This is a genomic window from Streptomyces sp. NBC_00631, from assembly GCF_045206895.1.
Taxonomy (GTDB): Bacteria; Actinomycetota; Actinomycetes; order Streptomycetales; family Streptomycetaceae; genus Streptomyces.
This window is the reverse complement of sequence record NZ_CP107734.1, coordinates 2619410-2634046: the sequence shown is the minus strand read 5'-3', so window position 1 is coordinate 2634046 and position 14637 is coordinate 2619410. Positions and strand designations below refer to the sequence as shown.

Here is a 14637-nt window from a genome sequence, read left to right as displayed (position 1 = left end):
GACAGTTGTGGCAGAGATCCTGCTAAAGGGAGGTTCCATGAGACGTTCCCGAATTACGGCATACGTGACTTCACTCCTCCTGGCCACCGGCCTCGCCCTCACCGGGGCGGCCGCGACGGAAGCGCAGGCCGCGACCGGGGGCTATGTGGCGCTCGGCGACTCGTACTCGTCCGGCGTCGGCGCCGGCAGCTACATCAGCTCAAGTGGCAGCTGCGACCGCAGCACCAACGCCTACCCCTACCTGTGGAACGCCGCCCACAGCCCGTCCTCGTTCTCGTTCCTCGCCTGTTCGGGCGCCACCACCGACGACGTGCTCTCCGGCCAGCTCGGCACGCTCAGCTCCTCGACCGCCCTGGTCTCCATCACCATCGGCGGCAACGACGCCGGCTTCGCCGACGTCATGACGACCTGCGTGCTCAGCTCCGACAGCACCTGCCTGTCCCGCATCAGCACCGCGGAGGCCTACGTCGACTCCACGCTCCCCGGCAAGCTCGACAACGTCTACGACGCGATCAGCGCCAAGGCCCCCAACGCCAAGGTCGTCGTCCTCGGCTACCCCCGCTTCTATCTGCTGGGCACCACCTGCCTCGGTCTCTCCACGGCCAAGCGCACCGCCATCAACAACGCCGCCGACTACATCGACACCGCGATCGCCAAGCGCGCGGCCGACCACGGGTTCACGTTCGGCGACATCCGCTCCGCGTTCTCCAGCCACGAGATCTGCTCCAGCAACTCCTGGCTGCACAGCGTCAACTGGCTGGACATCACCGAGTCGTACCACCCCACCGCGGCCGGCCACTCCGGCGGCTACCTGCCGGTCCTGACCGCCGACGCGTCCTGAGCCCTAGTCCGAACTCGTAGGCGAAGGCGAAGCGGAGGCCCCGCCGGTCGGGGTCTCCGTGGTCTTGGTGCAGGTCACCGAGAACGGCACCGAGCCGGACGTGGTCTCCACCGGGCTGCGCACCTCCACGGCGATCGCGTCGCTCAGCGTCCCGCTGTCGGACCAGGTCGTCACGGTCACCCCCGTCTGCCGGGTCCTCCCGCCGCCGTCCGGGAAGGACAGCGTCTTCCAGCCCTGGTCGTCGAGCGTCCCGTTCTTCAGCACCCACCGGTACTGCACCTCCGCGGGCACCCTCCCCACCGTGAACGTCGCGGTGAACGTCGGCGCCTGCGCGGACGACGGCGGACAGGCCCCCGAGTAGTCCGTACGGGACCCGGTCACGCTGACCTTCACACTCTGCGCGGCCGCGCTGCTGCTCGCGGACGCGGAGGCGGACGGGGACTTCGACGGGGCTGTGCTGCTCGTGCTCGGCGCCGGGGAGCTGAGGCTGCTGGCCGACTGACTGGCGCCGGCGCTGCCGCCGCCGTCGCCGTTGTCGCGGTTGAGAAGGGCGTACGTCAGCCCGCCGAGCGCGAGGGCGACCAGCACCAGGCCGATGAGCAGCACGGTACCGGCCCTGCGGTTGCCGTCGCGGTCCGACGCGGGCGGCCAGGTGTCCGCCGGGGTGGGCATCGGGGGCGTGGGCGAGGACGGCCGAGGCTGCCGGGCGACGAGTGTCCGGGCCTCGTACGGCGCCGGGACCGGGACCGTGGGGGCCGTGCCGGGGGTGCCCCCGGCCGCGGTCAACCGCAGGTCGTGCTCGGCCTGTTCGGCCGACAGCCGGTGCGCCGGGTCCTTGCGGAGCAGCCCCTCGATGACGGGGGTGAGCGGCCCGGCCCGGTACGGCGGCGGCAGCTCCTCGTCCACCACGGCCCGCAGGGTGCTCAGCGGGGTGTCCTGCCTGAACGGCGAGGTGCCCTCGACCGCCGCGTACAGCAGCACGCCGAGCGACCACAGGTCGGACTCGGGACCGAACGCCCGCCCGAGCGCCCGCTCCGGGGCGAGGTACTCCGGTGAGCCGACCACCTCGCCGGTCATGGTCAGCGCCGAGCTGCCCTCGACCGTGGCGATCCCGAAGTCGGTGAGCACCACCCGGCCGTCGTTCGACAGCAGCACGTTGCCTGGCTTCACGTCCCGGTGCAGCACCCCGGCGGCATGCGCGGCCCGCAGCGCGGACAGCACCTCGGCGCCGACGCCCGCCGCCCGCTGCGGCGACATCGGCCCCTCCGCCTCCAGCACGTCGGCCAGGGACACGCCCGGGATCAACTCCATGACGACCCAGGGCCGTCCGCCCTCCATCGCCACGTCGTACACCGTGACGACATTGCGGTTCGCGATCCGGGCCGCGGCCCACGCCTCGCGTTCCAGCCGGGCGTACATCCGCTCGACGTCGGAGCCGGGCAGCCCGGCGGGCGCCCGCACCTCCTTGACGGCGACGTCACGGCCCAGCACCTCGTCGCGGGCCCGCCACACGGTGCCCATGCCGCCCTCGCCCAGCGGGGACAGCAATCGGTAGCGGCCCGCGATCACTCGCTCACGACCCGGCTCTTCGGTCACGGGTGCCCCCCACGGCAGCTCGCGCGAATTCATCACAAACGTAACTCAGAGGAGTGCGGATGCGGCCCCCTTGAGCACCAGTCCGGCGCCCAGGGCCACGACCACGAGCGCCGAGGCGAGCGGGGTGGTCCTGCGGACCAGCGCGGCCATGGGGTGGGTGGTCCAGCGAGGGCGTTTGTCCATCACCCGAGTCATTCCCGTACCCAGCTTGACGACGGCGAACCCGGCGGCGGTCAGCGTCAGCGCGAGACCGACGCCGTAGGCGACGACGAGGAGCAGCCCGAACCAGGCCTGGCCGAGGGCGGCGGCGCCGACCAGCACGACGACGGCGGAAGGGCTGGGGACGAGGCCGCCGGCGAAGCCGAGGAGGATGGTGCCGCGGAGGGTGGGGGCCGTGGGGTGGGTGTGGGTGAACCCGCCGTGACTGTGCGGCATGTTGGTGCGGCCGTCAGCGGGGGCTGCGCCCCCGGACCCCCCTTCGGCCTGAACGGCCTCGTCCTCGAACGCCGGACGGGCTGAAGAATGTGGCTGAGCGCCGTGGTCATGGCCATGAGAGTGGTCGTGGTCATGAGGGTGGCCGTGATCGTGCGTGTGCGCGTGGGCGCGGGTGTGCTCGTGGGCGCCGACCAGGGCGGGCTCCCGCTCCTCGGCCGCCTCGTGCTCGTGATCGTGGTCGTGCTCATGGTCGTGGTGGTGACCGTGCTCGTGGTCGTGGTGGTCGCCGTGCTCATGGTCGTGGTGGTCGCCGTGGGCGTGTTCGTGGGTCCTGTTCCGCCATGCCCTGCGGGTCAGGTTCGCGCCCGCGGCCAGGACCATGACGCCGCTCGCGATGCCCAGCCAGGCGATCACCGAGGGCGTGGCCGCCGAGCCCGCCGTCACCAGGACGCCGAGGGCGACCACGCCCAGGGTGTGGGTGACCGTGACCGACGCGGCCAGCGGGAGGACGTCGCGCAGGCGGGCGCGGCCGCCTCGGGCCGCTGCCGTCGCCGCCATCAGGGTCTTGCCGTGGCCCGGTGCGAGGGCGTGCACCGCGCCGAGGCCGATCGAGATGAACAGCGCCAGCACCGCGAACCCGACGGTGAGGTGGTGGCGGGCGACCAGGTCGGTCAGGGCCTGGGTCCAGCGGTCGATGCCCCGGGGGAGGATCTCGGCCCCCGGCGTGGCCTGCCGTTCCTGGGCGAGGGCCGGGCCGCCCGGCCGTACGTGGACGGCGGCGGTGGTGATGTCGGCCGGGGAGGAGAGCAGGTCCTTGGGATAGCTGGTGAGTTCGTGGGAGAGGGACGTCTTCGGTACGTCCGTCCTCGTCAGCGTCATCCGGTCGCCGCGCGCGGTGATCTCCCGCCAGCCGGGGCCGGAGTCGGTGCCGGCGCTGTGGAAGCCCAGGGTGACGGCGGTGCCCTTCGGGAGCGGCGCGGTGAACCGGCACGACACCCGCAGGGTGTTCAGCCCCGCCTGGCCGGGGCGCAGTTCGGCGTGGCTGGTGGTGACGGTCAGGGGGGTCGCCGTGCCGTCGACGGTGAGCTTGCTGCCGTCCGCCGCCGTCGTGCAGCGCTGCTCGGCCCACTTGGCGGCGCCGAGCCGCTTCAGGTCGGGCTTGGCCTGGGTCGCCGGGATCTCGGCGAGGTCCTCGAAGTGGTCGACGCGGAGCTGTCCGGGGGCGGCGACGAGACCGTCGTACTTGTTGACGGTGAAGTTGCCGAGCGGGTGGGCGCTCGCGGCCGTGGCGGGGAGGAGGGCCAGGGCGCAGGCCGTGGTGAAGAGGGCGGCGATCCGGCGCAGGTTCACTTCGAGGCCTCCAGCGCCTTGCGGGCCGCGCGGGCGCCCAGCGGGGAGAAGCCCGGGTTGAGCTTGAGGGCCTTGGTGAGGGCGGCCCGGCCGGCCGCCTTCTCGCCGTTGGCCAGCTCGATCATGCCCAGGTGGTAGGTGAAGGAGGCATTGCGGTAGCCGGTGGCGACGGACTGCCGGGCGTAGGGCAGCGCTTCCTTGTCCTTGCCGTTGACGTGCAGGGCCCAGGCCAGCGCGTCCGCGGTGTGCACGGTGTGGCGGCGGGCCCACTCGGTGCGCGCGGCCTTCAGCGCCTCGGCCTTGTTGCCGTGGTCGGCGGCGGCGAGGGCGGTGTCGAGGTCGGCGTTGACGCCGTTGGCGCGGGCGAGCGCGATCCAGGCCTCGACGAGGGCGTACTGGTCCTCGGCCTTCTCCTTGTCGCCCTTGGCGCCCCGGTTCTCGTACAGCTCGCCGAGTTCGACGAGGGGCTGGGGCAGGGGGTAGCGGGAGACGACCAGCTCCATGCCCTTGATGGCGTCGGCCCGGTCACCGGTCGCCGCCTGGGCGCGGGCCCGGCCCTCCAGCGCGGGAAGGTAGTTCTCGTCGGCGGTCAGGGAGCGGGCGTAGTAGTTCAGCGCGCTCTTGTAGTCGCCCTGGTTCCAGGCGAGCAGGCCGAGCTGGGCGGCCACGTAGGAGATGTCGCCCTTCGAGGTGGCCGTGGAGAGGGCCTGTTCCAGCACCCGCTGGGCGCCCTTCACGTCACCGCGCAGCTCCCGCACATACGCGTACCGCGTGAACACCGGTACACCCGGCTTGCGTTGGTCGGCGAGGTCGGCCGCCTTGCTCGCCTCGTCGTAGCGGCCGAGTTCGACCAGGGCGTCGATGCGGGAGGACAGGGCGTTGGCGTTGTACGGGTTCTGCTTGAGGGCCTGGTCCGCATAGGTGAGCGCCGGCGCGAACTCGTGCCGGGCGGCGGCGAGCGCGGCCTCGGCGGCCAGCGCCTGGTCGTTGCCCGGGGTGATCTGGAGCGCGCGCTTGAGGGCCTTCTGCGCCTGTGGGTAGCGGGACGGGTCGCCCTTGGTGCGGGCCTGCTCGACGTAGGCGAGGCCGAGGGTGGCCCAGCTGTCGGAGTCCTTCGGCTGGGTGCGGAGATGGGCCTGGAGGGAGGCGATGGTCGTGTCGAGGTCCCCGCTCGCCAGCATCGCCGGGTCCACCGCGCTCGACGTGGCCACCGGCGCCGTACCGCCGTCCGGATCGGACCCGAAGGCGATCGCCCCGCCGGTCAGCGCGATCGCCATCAGCAGGGCGGAGCCCGCGAGTTGGGCCCGCCGCCAGTTCCGCCCCGCGGCGGCGAACCGGCGCAGCGCGGTGACGCGCTGTTCGTCGCGCCCGTCGTCCTTCGTCTCGGCGGGCTGCTTGTCGTTCGTACCCGGGGCCATGCCCTCTCCTAGTAGCTGTTCGCGCGGGGCGGCGCGGCCCGCGCCGTGGGGGATTGGGTGGGTGCGGGCCGCGCCAGTACATGAGGGGCGTGAATCGAGCGCCCCGTAAGGGGCGCGGGGAACTGCGCGATCAGCCACCGCCGATCCGCAGTCACCCGACTGCCCCGGTAGGAACGGCGATCAGTACGGTCGCCGCATCCGCCGCCGCCACCAGCCGAACCCGGTCCCGATCAGCAGCACGCCCGCCGCACCCGCGGCCGCCGACCCGGCGATCAGCGTCGTGTTGCTGTCACCGGAACCGGTCAGTGCGTCGCCCAGCGCGCTCTTCGTGGTGCTGCCGGCCGCCGCCTTGGCGATCTTGCCGCGCGAGCCGGCCGTCGGCTCGGCCACGTACGGGAAGTACTTCTCGAAGCTCTTGTCGTTCTTGTCGACCGCGTCGCCCAGGTCGTTCTTGGAACCGACCAGTTCGCCCTCCATGACCTGGAGAGCCTCGTCGATCACGTCGTCGGTGAGCCGACGGCCGTTCGGGAAGCCCGCGTTGTCACCGTCCAGGACACCGAGCCGCTTGGGCTTGGCGGTGGGCTTGATGGACGTGTTCAGACGGAGCATCTCCGACGGCGTCGCGTACGGCTGCTCCGTGTTGAGACCCTTGACGCCGGTGAGGAACACGCTGACGAGGTCGTTGCGGGGCTCCGACGGAGCCTTGATGTGGTAGATCGCCTCGATGAGCTTCGGCAGTTCCGGGTTGGTGACGTTCTTCAGGAACTGCGCGTCGTCCTTGGGCTCGGACGCGTTGAACTTGTCCTTGTCCTTCTGCGGGTTGACGACCTCGTTGACCAGCGGGTTGCCGAGGCGTGAGACCTGCGCGTAGTACCCCTGCGCGTTCCTGCGCTGGGTCGTCGCGTAGATGCCGACGGTCGGGCGCGACGCCGACTGCCGGATCAGGGAGTTCGGCACCTGGAGGGCGATCGTGTTGACGTTGTAGCCCTTGAGCGTGTCGTTGCCGACCTCGCTGAGGTTGCCGCCGTACAGCAGGTCGAAGACGCGCAGGTCGGCGAAGAACGGGTCGTCGGCCTGGCCGGCGAAGGTCGCGCCGCCGTTCGAGGTCTTGTAGATGGCCTGGGAGCGCAGCTTCGCGTAGTCGGGCATCGACGCCTTGCCGACGTCCGAGGGAGCCGCCGGGATGTTGTCGGCGATCCTCGTCTTGTACTGCTGCCGGCCGTTCTTGAGCTTGATGAGGTCGAGGTCGTACGACTGCGTGACGTTCAGGTCGGGGTCGTTCAGGCTGTCGACCACGCCCGTGTTGTAGAGGAACGTCTTCTTGTTCTTGATCTTGGTGCTGAAGGTGTAACGGAAGATCAGGTCGTCCTTCGCGTCACCGTTGTTGTCGATGTGGATGTCGTACTGGGCGTCGTCGGCGAACTGGTAGAAGTTCGGGCCGCCGGCCGGCTCCTCGAAGGGGATGTAGTCCGACACGATCGTCGTGGTGTCGGACTTGTCCGGGCTGACGAACGCGTACAGGTCGGTGTTGTCGTACTGCGGGGTGCCCGAGATGAGCGGGGCCTCGCGGTGGGAGGAGGCGGAGGCCGCCCCCGGTTCCAGCGCGGCGACGCTGGCGGCTGTGATCCCGCCGGTGGCCAGTGCCCCACAGATGAGCGTGACAAGGCCCTTGCGCCCCGCGCGGCTCCTGGAGTTTAGAGGTGTCATGCCGTCCGTCCCTCGGTCCCAACTTGCTTGACGGACGGGTATACGGAGCAGGGAGGCCGTTTGGATTGGTCCGAAGAAAAAAATCTTTTTTTCATGGTCAACCCGCGTTTCGGGCGCTCGCGTACGTACTTCTGCCGGAGGTGCGTCAGTTGCGAATGCCTGGTGTGGGAGGACGGGCCGGGTGCGGCCACAGGAGGGGGGACGGGGTGGAGGCGGACGAACTGCTGGTGCTCGTCGCCGGTGGCGACCAGAAGGCGTTCGAGGACCTCTACGGACTGGTGTCCGGCCCGGTGTTCGGGCTCGTGCGACGCGTGGTCCGCGACCCCGCCCAGTCCGAGGAGGTGGCCCAGGAGGTGCTCCTCGAACTCTGGCGCTCCGCGGCCAGGTTCGATCCCGGCCGGGGCAGTGCCCTGTCCTGGATCCTCACCCTCGCCCACCGCCGCGCCGTCGACCGGGTGCGCAGCGCCCGCGCGGCCGGCGAACGCGAACAACGCGAGGCCCTGCGCGCCGGCGAACCCGCCTTCGACCAGGTCGCCGAAACGGTGGAGGCCGGCCTGGAACGCGAATGGGTACGCCGCTGTCTGGACCGCCTCACCGCCCTGCAGCGCCAGTCCGTCACGCTCGCCTACTACGACGGCTACACGTACCGTGAGGTCGCCGAGCGGCTCAGGCTGCCGCTGGGCACGGTCAAGACACGGATGCGCGACGGACTCACCCGGCTGCGCGACTGCCTGGGAGGCGCCGCATGAGCCTGGTCGGCCGCCTGCTGCACCGCGAGGACCTGCACTCGCTGGCCGCGCCCTACGCCCTGGACGCTCTGGAGCCCGGCGAGCGGCGCCGCTTCGAGAAGCACCTCAAGGACTGCGCCCGGTGTGCCGACGAGGTCCGGGCGCTGACCGAGGACGCGGTGCGGCTCGCCTGGTCCGCGGCGGCCCCGCCGCCCCTCGCGATGCGCCACCGGGTGCTGGCTGCCGTCCGCGCCACCCCGCAGGAGCCGGCCCCCGGCCAGGAGCACGTACCCAATCTGCCGCCGCACGTCTGGGGCGTGCAGCCCCCGCCGCCGCGGCGGCGGGGGCGCCCGCTGTTCGTGCCGTTCGCCACCGCCACCGCGGCCGCCGCGCTGGTCGTCGCCTCGCTGTTCGCCGTGCAGGCCGACCGGACGCAGGGTCAGCTCGACGCCGCGCGCTCCCAGTCGCGTGAGATCGCCCACGTTCTTGCCGCGACCGACGCCCGCGCGACCAGCTACCAGGACGCCCAGGGCGGAAGTATCGGAGCGGTGGCCTCCGTTTCGGAGGGGCGGGCCGTCGTCACGCTCAGCGGATACGGCACCCCGTCGAACGGCCGAGTGCACCAGCTCTGGCTCATGCGCCCCCGTCTGCAACCGCGCTCCCTGGGGCTCTTCAAGGCCGACACGCCCCTGGTCGCCACGGGGCTGAGCAAGTCCGCGACGTCACTCGCGGTGACCGTCGAGCCCGCCGGTGGGTCAGCACAGCCCACCAGCCAGCCGGTTGTCCAACTCGCCCTGAAATCGGTTGGATTCGGAGAGTAGTCGAAGCGTGGTTCAAGAGGGGTCGTCAACACCCTTGCGGGGAAGGTGAATCCTGTGACCGCGATACACGAGTGCCCCATCGGGGCGATAGGGTTACCCTGCCCGGGCCGGGTGGACTCGTACGGGTGGGGAGTGACATGGATCAGATAACACGCAGCAGGGCGAGGGTTCCTGCGATCACCTGCGGGAGCGGTGCGACCAGTTCGCGCCTCGACCGCCATCTGTCGGTGCTGGCGGGTCCCGCCATACCGCAGCAGCAGGCGGTCGAGGCGACGTCGCTGATGCGTGAGCTGACCGCGCGCGAACCCGCGCGGCGCAGCGACCGGGGTGCGCGGGTCAGCCGTGTCTCCCTCTTCGCGCCGCTGCGACGGCTGCGCCGTTCGCTGTTCGGCGGCAGCAAGCACTGACCGCCTGACCGTCAGGCCCGCGCTCAGGCCGCCACACCGTCCCGGCGCAGCGCTGCGATCTCGGCGTCCGTCATCCCCACGGCACGCAGCAGCGCCTCGGTGTGCTGCCCGAGCGCGGGCACATCCCCCATCCGCGCCTCGTCCCCGCCCGGCAGCGTGATGGGCGGCAGCAACGCGCGCAGCGGCCCGACCGGCGAACCCACCTCCCGCCACCGCTCCCGGGCCGCAAGCTGCGGATGCCCGGCCAGTTCCCGCAGATCCCGCAGCCGTGCGCACGCGATACCCCCGGCCTCCAGCCGTGCCAGCGCCTCGTCGGCGCCGAGCGCCTTGAGGGCGGCCCCGACCACTTCGTCGGTCCGCGCCCGGTTCGCCACCCGCGCCGCGTTCGTCGCGAACGCCGGGTCCGCGCCCAACTCCGGTCGGCCGATCACCTGTTCGGCCAGCCGCCGCCACTCCCGGTCGTTCTGCACCGACAGCAGCACCCGCCCACCGTCCGCGGTCGGGTAGGCGTCGTACGGCGCGATCACGGCATGCGCCAGACCCGTGCGCTCGGGCGGCGTCCCGCCGTGCATCGTGTGATGCAGCGGATGCCCCAGCCACTCGGCCAGCGCCTCCAGCATCGACACCTCCACCGGCCCGCCCCGTCCGGTGGTCCCGCGCCGCACCAGCGCGGCGAGGACCCCCGAGAAGGCGTACATGGCCGCCGCGATGTCCGCCGCCGGGATCCCCGCCTTCACGGGCTGCTCCGGCGTCCCGGTGACCGACACCAGCCCCGCCTCGCACTGCACGAGCATGTCGTACGCGCGTTTGCCGGCGTACGGCCCCGACGCCCCGTACCCGGAGATGTCCACCGCGACCAGCCGGGGGTGCGTGGCGCACAGCGTGGCCGCGTCGAGTCCGAGCCGGGACGCGGCACCGTGGGCCAGGTTCTGCACGAAGACGTCCGCGTCCGCGATCAGCCGCCGTACGGCGTCCAGGCCGCGCGGGTCCTTGAGGTCCAGCGCGATGGACTCCTTGCCCCGGTTGCACCACACGAAATGCGAGGCGAGCCCCCGGGCGGCGGTGTCGTAGCCACGTGCGAAGTCCCCGCCGTCGGTCCGCTCCACCTTGATGACGCGAGCCCCGAGGTCCGCGAGCTGCCGGGTGGCGAAGGGGGCGGCGACGGCCTGTTCGACGGCTACCACGGTGATGCCTGCGAGGGGCAGGGGGAGACGGTCCATGGACCGGATCATGTCCGGTGACCGCCGGGTTTGTCAGCAGCGCCCGTACCGGCGGACGGCGAGGGGCAGGAAGACGGCGATGAGGACCGCGCTCCAGGCGACCGACCCCAGCACGGGGTGCGCCACCGGCCAGGCCGCGCCGTCGGGGACGGGAGCGTTGCCGAAGAGGTCGCGCAGGGCCGTCGTCACCGCGCTGATCGGGTTCCACTCGGCGAGCGAGCGCAGCCGGCCCGGGGGGTTGCCGGTGGGAATGCAGGCGTCGGAGAGGAGCGGCAGCACGAAGAAGGACGCCCCGAGCTGACCGGCCGCCTCCTCACTGCGGGTGAGCAGGCCGAGGTGGATGCCGACGGTCGTGCAGGCGAACCGGAACAGGAGCGGCAGGCCCACCGCGCCGGCCGCCGCCGCTGCCGGGCCCTCGACGCGCCGGCCCACGGCGAGCCCCACCAGGAGCAGGGGCACGGTGCCCACCGTGGTGACGACGAGGTCGGCCGCCGCCTGGGCCGGCGGTACGGCGGCCCGGCTCACCGGCATGCTCCTGAAACGGTCGGTCACACCTCGACGGGTGTCCTGAGCGGCCTGGACGGCCCGAGGCGTTCGCGGAGGATTCGGGTCCGGTCGACATGGAGGGGGTTTTCCGCGGCGGCAGCCGCACCTCGCACACGGTCCCGGGCCCCCAGGAGTCAGAGCAGCGTCAGCTGACCCGCTGGGCCTTCTTCGGTGTGTTCCAGGATCGACGCTGGTTTGCGGGCCGTCTCCGGAGGCGGGAGTACGCCCCCTGCCGTCAGGTCGCTCGCCGTGATCCGTGTCCTGATCTCCAAGGCGGCCTGCTGCGCGCGTGCGTCTGCCAGCAGGGTCAGGACCGTGATCAGTTCCAGCAGTTCCGAGGTCCATGACTGGGACCAGGACAGCGCGGTGACCGCGGTCAGGGTCCCCGGTTCCGCCGGGTCCGCCGTGCGGGCCGCGAACCACGTCTCCAGGACCCGGGCCTCACCCGTCCTGAAGTCCCACGCCTCCCGCGGTACCGGGGAGACACGGCCCTCGTCGAGGTGGAGGGCCTCCTCCTCGGGGTCGTAGCGGATCGTGCGGGGGCGGGCGGGCAGCGGGGCCCGGACGTACGGGCGGCGGCCGCCCGGGAGTTTGGGGCGTTCGCCGTCCCGGCGCAGCAGCCACAGGGCCCGGTGGCCGAGTTCCACGCCCTGTGCCCAGAGCGCGGTGTCGTCGGTGAGCGGGACGGTGCGGTCCGGGCGGATCACGGCCAGGGCCCATGCGAGGACGTCCAGCGGGGCGACGCCTCGGCCCAGCCGGCCGGCCAGGTGTTCCAGCAGCCCCGGCGCCAGGTTGGGTTCCCTGCCGCCCGGACGGCGATACAGCGGGCGGATGCGGCCCGCACGCAGGGTGGGGAGGAGGGAAGTCGCCAGCAGGGGCATGCCCTCCGGAGACTCCACCGCGAAGATCTGGTGGTCGTCCGTCACCCGCCACAACTCCGGGCGGGCCGCGTCGATCAGGCGGTGGTCCGGGATCAGCCACTGGTCGTCGAACGGGGCGGCCAGGACGCGGACCGGAGCCGGGCAGGGACCCGACGCGGCGGCGAGCGGTTCGGTGCCGCTGGGCTGGCCGGGGAGCTGGGCGACCGCGGAGTGGACCGTGCGGGACCGGGTCGGCTCGAACAGGGTCTCGCGGTCGGCGCCCTCGGCCTTGAGCAGCGCGTCCCAGCGGGCCTTCAGGATCGCCGGATCGGGAGCCGTCGGCCACCCCCGGCCGAGCCGTAGTGGTGCGACGGACCACGGCATGAGGTCCGCCAGCGGCGGAGCGTCGTCGTGCGTCACGCCCGGCATCGTACGACGAGTTCAGGTGGCGTCGAGCGTGACCGTGAAGGAGAACCGGTCGCCCCGGTAGTGGATGACCGCCAGGTCGAGCACGCGGCCGGCGGTGTCGTAGGTGACGCCCGTGTAGTGCAGGATCGGGCTGAGGAGCGGGACTTGGAGCAGCCGGGCCGTCTCCGGGTCGGCCAGACGGGCCTCGACCGTGTCCGTGATGCGGCTGATGTCCGCACCGGCGACGTCCCGGAGCACCTTGGTCATCGGCCGGCGGGTGAGGTCCTCCGGGTCGATGCGCTCGGCCAGTTCGGGGCGGACGTGGTTGCGGGCGTGGTTGGTGGGCTCCCCGGTCTGCTCGTCACTGCGCAGACGGTGATACGCCGCCACCTCGGCGAGGTCCGGGAAGTACTCGGTGAGTTCGCCGGTGACGGGCACCGTGCCGTGGTCCAGCAGCTCCGCCGTCATGCCCGACTGCTGGGCCACGATGGCGTCCACCGAGCCGAGCAGCCGTACCGGGGTGCCCCGCCGGACGTCCGGCTCGATGAAGGTGCCGCGGCGGCGGTGCCGGCTGATCAGGCCCTCGTCCTCCAGCTCCTTCAGCGCCTGCCGCATGGTCAGCACGCTCACCCCGTAGTGTTCCGCGAGCTGTTCCTCGGTGGGCAGCCGGAGCGGGTCCCGGGGCGAGCGGCCGAGTATCGAGGCGCGCAGCGACTGCGACACCTGGTACCAGAGCGGCAGCTTGCGGTTCAGGACGATCGAGTCCGGGGCGAAGGAGGTCACGGGCCATCCGTACCGGTGGGGGGATCTTCAGTGCAAGGGGCGGAAGTGCCGTTCCAGGCCCTGCCACACGTCGTCGTAACGCGGCTGGAGGTGTTCGGCGGTCGCCGCCTGCGGGGTGAGGGTGACCGGCCAGCGGGTCTCGAACATGAACGCCAGGCCGTCGTCCATCTTCTGCGGCTTCAGCTCGGCCGCGCTCGCCCGGTCGAACGTCTCCCGGTCCGGGCCGTGCGCCGACATCATGTTGTGCAGCGACCCGCCCCCCGGCACGAAACCCCCGTCTCCGGCGGTCTTCGCGTCGTACGCGCCCTCGATCAGGCCCATGTACTCGCTCATCACGTTGCGGTGGAAGTACGGCGGCCGGAAGGTGTTCTCGCCCACCAGCCAGCGCGGCGCGAAGACCACGAAGTCGACGCCGGCGAGGCCTGGGGTGTCGGAAGGCGACGTCAGCACCGTGAAGATCGACGGGTCGGGGTGGTCGTAGGAGATGGTGCCGATCACATTGAAGCGGCGCAGATCGTAGATGTACGGCACATGTGTGCCGTGCCAGGCGACCACGTCCAGTGGGGAGTGGTCATAGGTGGCGGTCCACAGGTTGCCGCAGAACTTGTTGACCACCTCCACCGGACCCGCCACGTCCTCGTAGGCGGCGACGGGAGCCAGGAAGTCCCGGGCGTTGGCGAGACCGTTGGCGCCGATCGGGCCGAGGTCGGGGAGGCGGAAGGGCGCGCCGTAGTTCTCGCACACATATCCCCGGGCCGTGTCCTCCAGCAGCTCCACCCGGAAGCGGACCCCACGGGGGATCAGTGCCACATGTCCCGGCTCCACATGCAGCAGGCCGAACTCCGTGTGCAGCAGCAGTCCGCCGCGCTCCGGGACGACGAGCAGCTCGCCGTCCGCGTCGGAGAGGACCCGCGCCATGGAGGCGTTGGCGTGATAGAGGTGCACGGCCATGCCGGTGCGCTGGGTGGCGTCGCCGTTGCCGCCCAGGGTCCACAGACCGGCCAGGAAGTCCGTGCCGGGCGGCGGCTGGGGCGGCGGGTTCCAGCGCAGCCGGTTGGGGTCCGGGGCGAGGTCCGTGAAGGGGGCGGTGCGCAGCGCCCCGTTGCCGGCGGCGCGGGTGAACGCCGGGTGGGCGGCCGAGGGGTGGATCCGGTACAGCCAGGAGCGGCGGTTGTGGGCCCGCGGCTCGGTGAAGGCCGTACCGCTGAGCTGCTCCGCGTACAGGCCGAGGGGGGCGCGTTGCGGGGAGTTGCGCCCCTCGGGCAGGGCGCCGGGCACCGCCTGGGAGGAGTGCTCGTTGCCGAACCCGGACAGGTACGACAGCCCCTCGGCGGTCTTCCGCGCTTCCCCGCGCTCCCGCTCGGACTCGCTCCCGCGGGAGGTGCCCCCATCGCTCATGATCGCTCCCTGGACCTGCCTGAACGCCGTTGATTCCTATGTATCACCGTAGGATTGCGCGGGGCCGGCTGCAAGAGGGTCCGATCATCCCGGCGGGGTATGGCGAGAACCCGACTTCA

At 72.0% G+C, this 14637-nt stretch carries 12 protein-coding genes and 1 pseudogene; 4 read left to right on the top strand and 9 right to left on the bottom strand.

Translation table 11 applies throughout. The features are described from left to right. The first annotated feature begins 37 nt into the window (after window positions 1–37). Window positions 38–841 carry an SGNH/GDSL hydrolase family protein gene (locus OHB00_RS12065; RefSeq protein WP_406434079.1) on the top strand — a complete coding sequence of 268 codons (804 nt, stop codon included), beginning with the start codon at window positions 38–40 and terminating at the stop codon, window positions 839–841. 3 nt (window positions 842–844) lie between these two features. Here OHB00_RS12065 and OHB00_RS12060 read toward each other — a convergent pair whose 3' ends face one another. The 4 genes from OHB00_RS12060 to OHB00_RS12045 form a co-directional block, all read right to left on the bottom strand. After that, window positions 845–2437 carry a serine/threonine-protein kinase gene (locus OHB00_RS12060; RefSeq protein WP_406434077.1) on the bottom strand — a complete coding sequence of 531 codons (1593 nt, stop codon included), beginning with the start codon at window positions 2435–2437 and terminating at the stop codon, window positions 845–847. A gap of 45 nt (window positions 2438–2482) precedes the next feature. Then, the gene (locus OHB00_RS12055; protein ID WP_406434075.1) at window positions 2483–4222 is read right to left on the bottom strand and encodes a nickel transporter; all 1740 of its coding nucleotides are present in this window, start codon (window positions 4220–4222) and stop codon (window positions 2483–2485) included. Further along, a complete protein-coding gene (locus tag OHB00_RS12050) occupies window positions 4219–5640 on the bottom strand; it encodes a tetratricopeptide repeat protein (protein WP_406434073.1) in 1422 nt (473 codons plus the stop codon). The genes OHB00_RS12055 and OHB00_RS12050 overlap by 4 nt, the downstream gene beginning before the upstream one ends. 180 nt (window positions 5641–5820) lie before the next feature. Then, complete coding sequence (locus OHB00_RS12045) at window positions 5821–7347, bottom strand: DUF4331 domain-containing protein (protein WP_406434071.1); 1527 nt, start codon at window positions 7345–7347, stop codon at window positions 5821–5823. Window positions 7348–7553: 206 nt separating this feature from the next. Between OHB00_RS12045 and OHB00_RS12040 the strand changes: the two genes are divergently transcribed. The 3 genes from OHB00_RS12040 (at window position 7554) to OHB00_RS12030 (ending at window position 9303) form a co-directional block, all read left to right on the top strand. Continuing rightward, window positions 7554–8096 (top strand): sigma-70 family RNA polymerase sigma factor, encoded by a 543-nt coding sequence (locus tag OHB00_RS12040; RefSeq protein WP_406434069.1) that lies wholly within the window; start codon window positions 7554–7556, stop codon window positions 8094–8096. After that, on the top strand, window positions 8093–8896 hold the full coding sequence (locus OHB00_RS12035) for an anti-sigma factor domain-containing protein (RefSeq protein WP_406434067.1): 804 nt from the start codon (window positions 8093–8095) through the stop codon (window positions 8894–8896). Before OHB00_RS12040 ends, OHB00_RS12035 begins: the two co-directional genes overlap by 4 nt. 137 nt (window positions 8897–9033) lie before the next feature. After that, the gene (locus tag OHB00_RS12030) at window positions 9034–9303 is read left to right on the top strand and encodes a hypothetical protein (protein ID WP_352362186.1); all 270 of its coding nucleotides are present in this window, start codon (window positions 9034–9036) and stop codon (window positions 9301–9303) included. A gap of 23 nt (window positions 9304–9326) precedes the next feature. Here the strand turns inward: OHB00_RS12030 and OHB00_RS12025 are convergent, their stop codons facing one another. From OHB00_RS12025 to hmgA, 5 genes and pseudogenes are all read right to left on the bottom strand, one after another. Beyond that, window positions 9327–10523 carry a CaiB/BaiF CoA transferase family protein gene (locus OHB00_RS12025; RefSeq protein ID WP_406434065.1) on the bottom strand — a complete coding sequence of 399 codons (1197 nt, stop codon included), beginning with the start codon at window positions 10521–10523 and terminating at the stop codon, window positions 9327–9329. 33 nt (window positions 10524–10556) lie between these two features. After that, a pseudogene (locus OHB00_RS12020) lies at window positions 10557–11102 on the bottom strand (ABC transporter permease); the annotation flags it as partial. Window positions 11103–11203: 101 nt separating this feature from the next. Beyond that, a complete protein-coding gene (locus OHB00_RS12015; RefSeq protein ID WP_406434063.1) occupies window positions 11204–12358 on the bottom strand; it encodes a type ISP restriction/modification enzyme in 1155 nt (384 codons plus the stop codon). Window positions 12359–12370: 12 nt separating this feature from the next. Then, window positions 12371–13120, bottom strand: coding sequence for a GntR family transcriptional regulator (locus OHB00_RS12010; RefSeq protein ID WP_406434061.1), 750 nt, complete (start codon window positions 13118–13120; stop codon window positions 12371–12373). Window positions 13121–13147: 27 nt separating this feature from the next. Beyond that, a complete protein-coding gene (hmgA, locus tag OHB00_RS12005) occupies window positions 13148–14518 on the bottom strand; it encodes a homogentisate 1,2-dioxygenase (protein WP_406434059.1) in 1371 nt (456 codons plus the stop codon). Window positions 14519–14637: the final 119 nt, after the last annotated feature.

What these genes read in the sequence shown, in the direction of transcription:
- OHB00_RS12035 (WP_406434067.1), top strand. Translation starts at nt 8,093, where the DNA reads ATGAGCCTGGTCGGCCGCCTGCTGCACCGCGAGGACCTGCACTCGCTG.
- OHB00_RS12025 (WP_406434065.1), bottom strand. Translation starts at nt 10,523, where the DNA reads ATGGACCGTCTCCCCCTGCCCCTCGCAGGCATCACCGTGGTAGCCGTC.
- OHB00_RS12045 (WP_406434071.1), bottom strand. Translation starts at nt 7,347, where the DNA reads ATGACACCTCTAAACTCCAGGAGCCGCGCGGGGCGCAAGGGCCTTGTC.
- hmgA (WP_406434059.1), bottom strand. Translation starts at nt 14,518, where the DNA reads ATGAGCGATGGGGGCACCTCCCGCGGGAGCGAGTCCGAGCGGGAGCGC.
- OHB00_RS12015 (WP_406434063.1), bottom strand. Translation starts at nt 12,358, where the DNA reads ATGCCGGGCGTGACGCACGACGACGCTCCGCCGCTGGCGGACCTCATG.
- OHB00_RS12050 (WP_406434073.1), bottom strand. Translation starts at nt 5,640, where the DNA reads ATGGCCCCGGGTACGAACGACAAGCAGCCCGCCGAGACGAAGGACGAC.
- OHB00_RS12030 (WP_352362186.1), top strand. Translation starts at nt 9,034, where the DNA reads ATGGATCAGATAACACGCAGCAGGGCGAGGGTTCCTGCGATCACCTGC.
- OHB00_RS12065 (WP_406434079.1), top strand. Translation starts at nt 38, where the DNA reads ATGAGACGTTCCCGAATTACGGCATACGTGACTTCACTCCTCCTGGCC.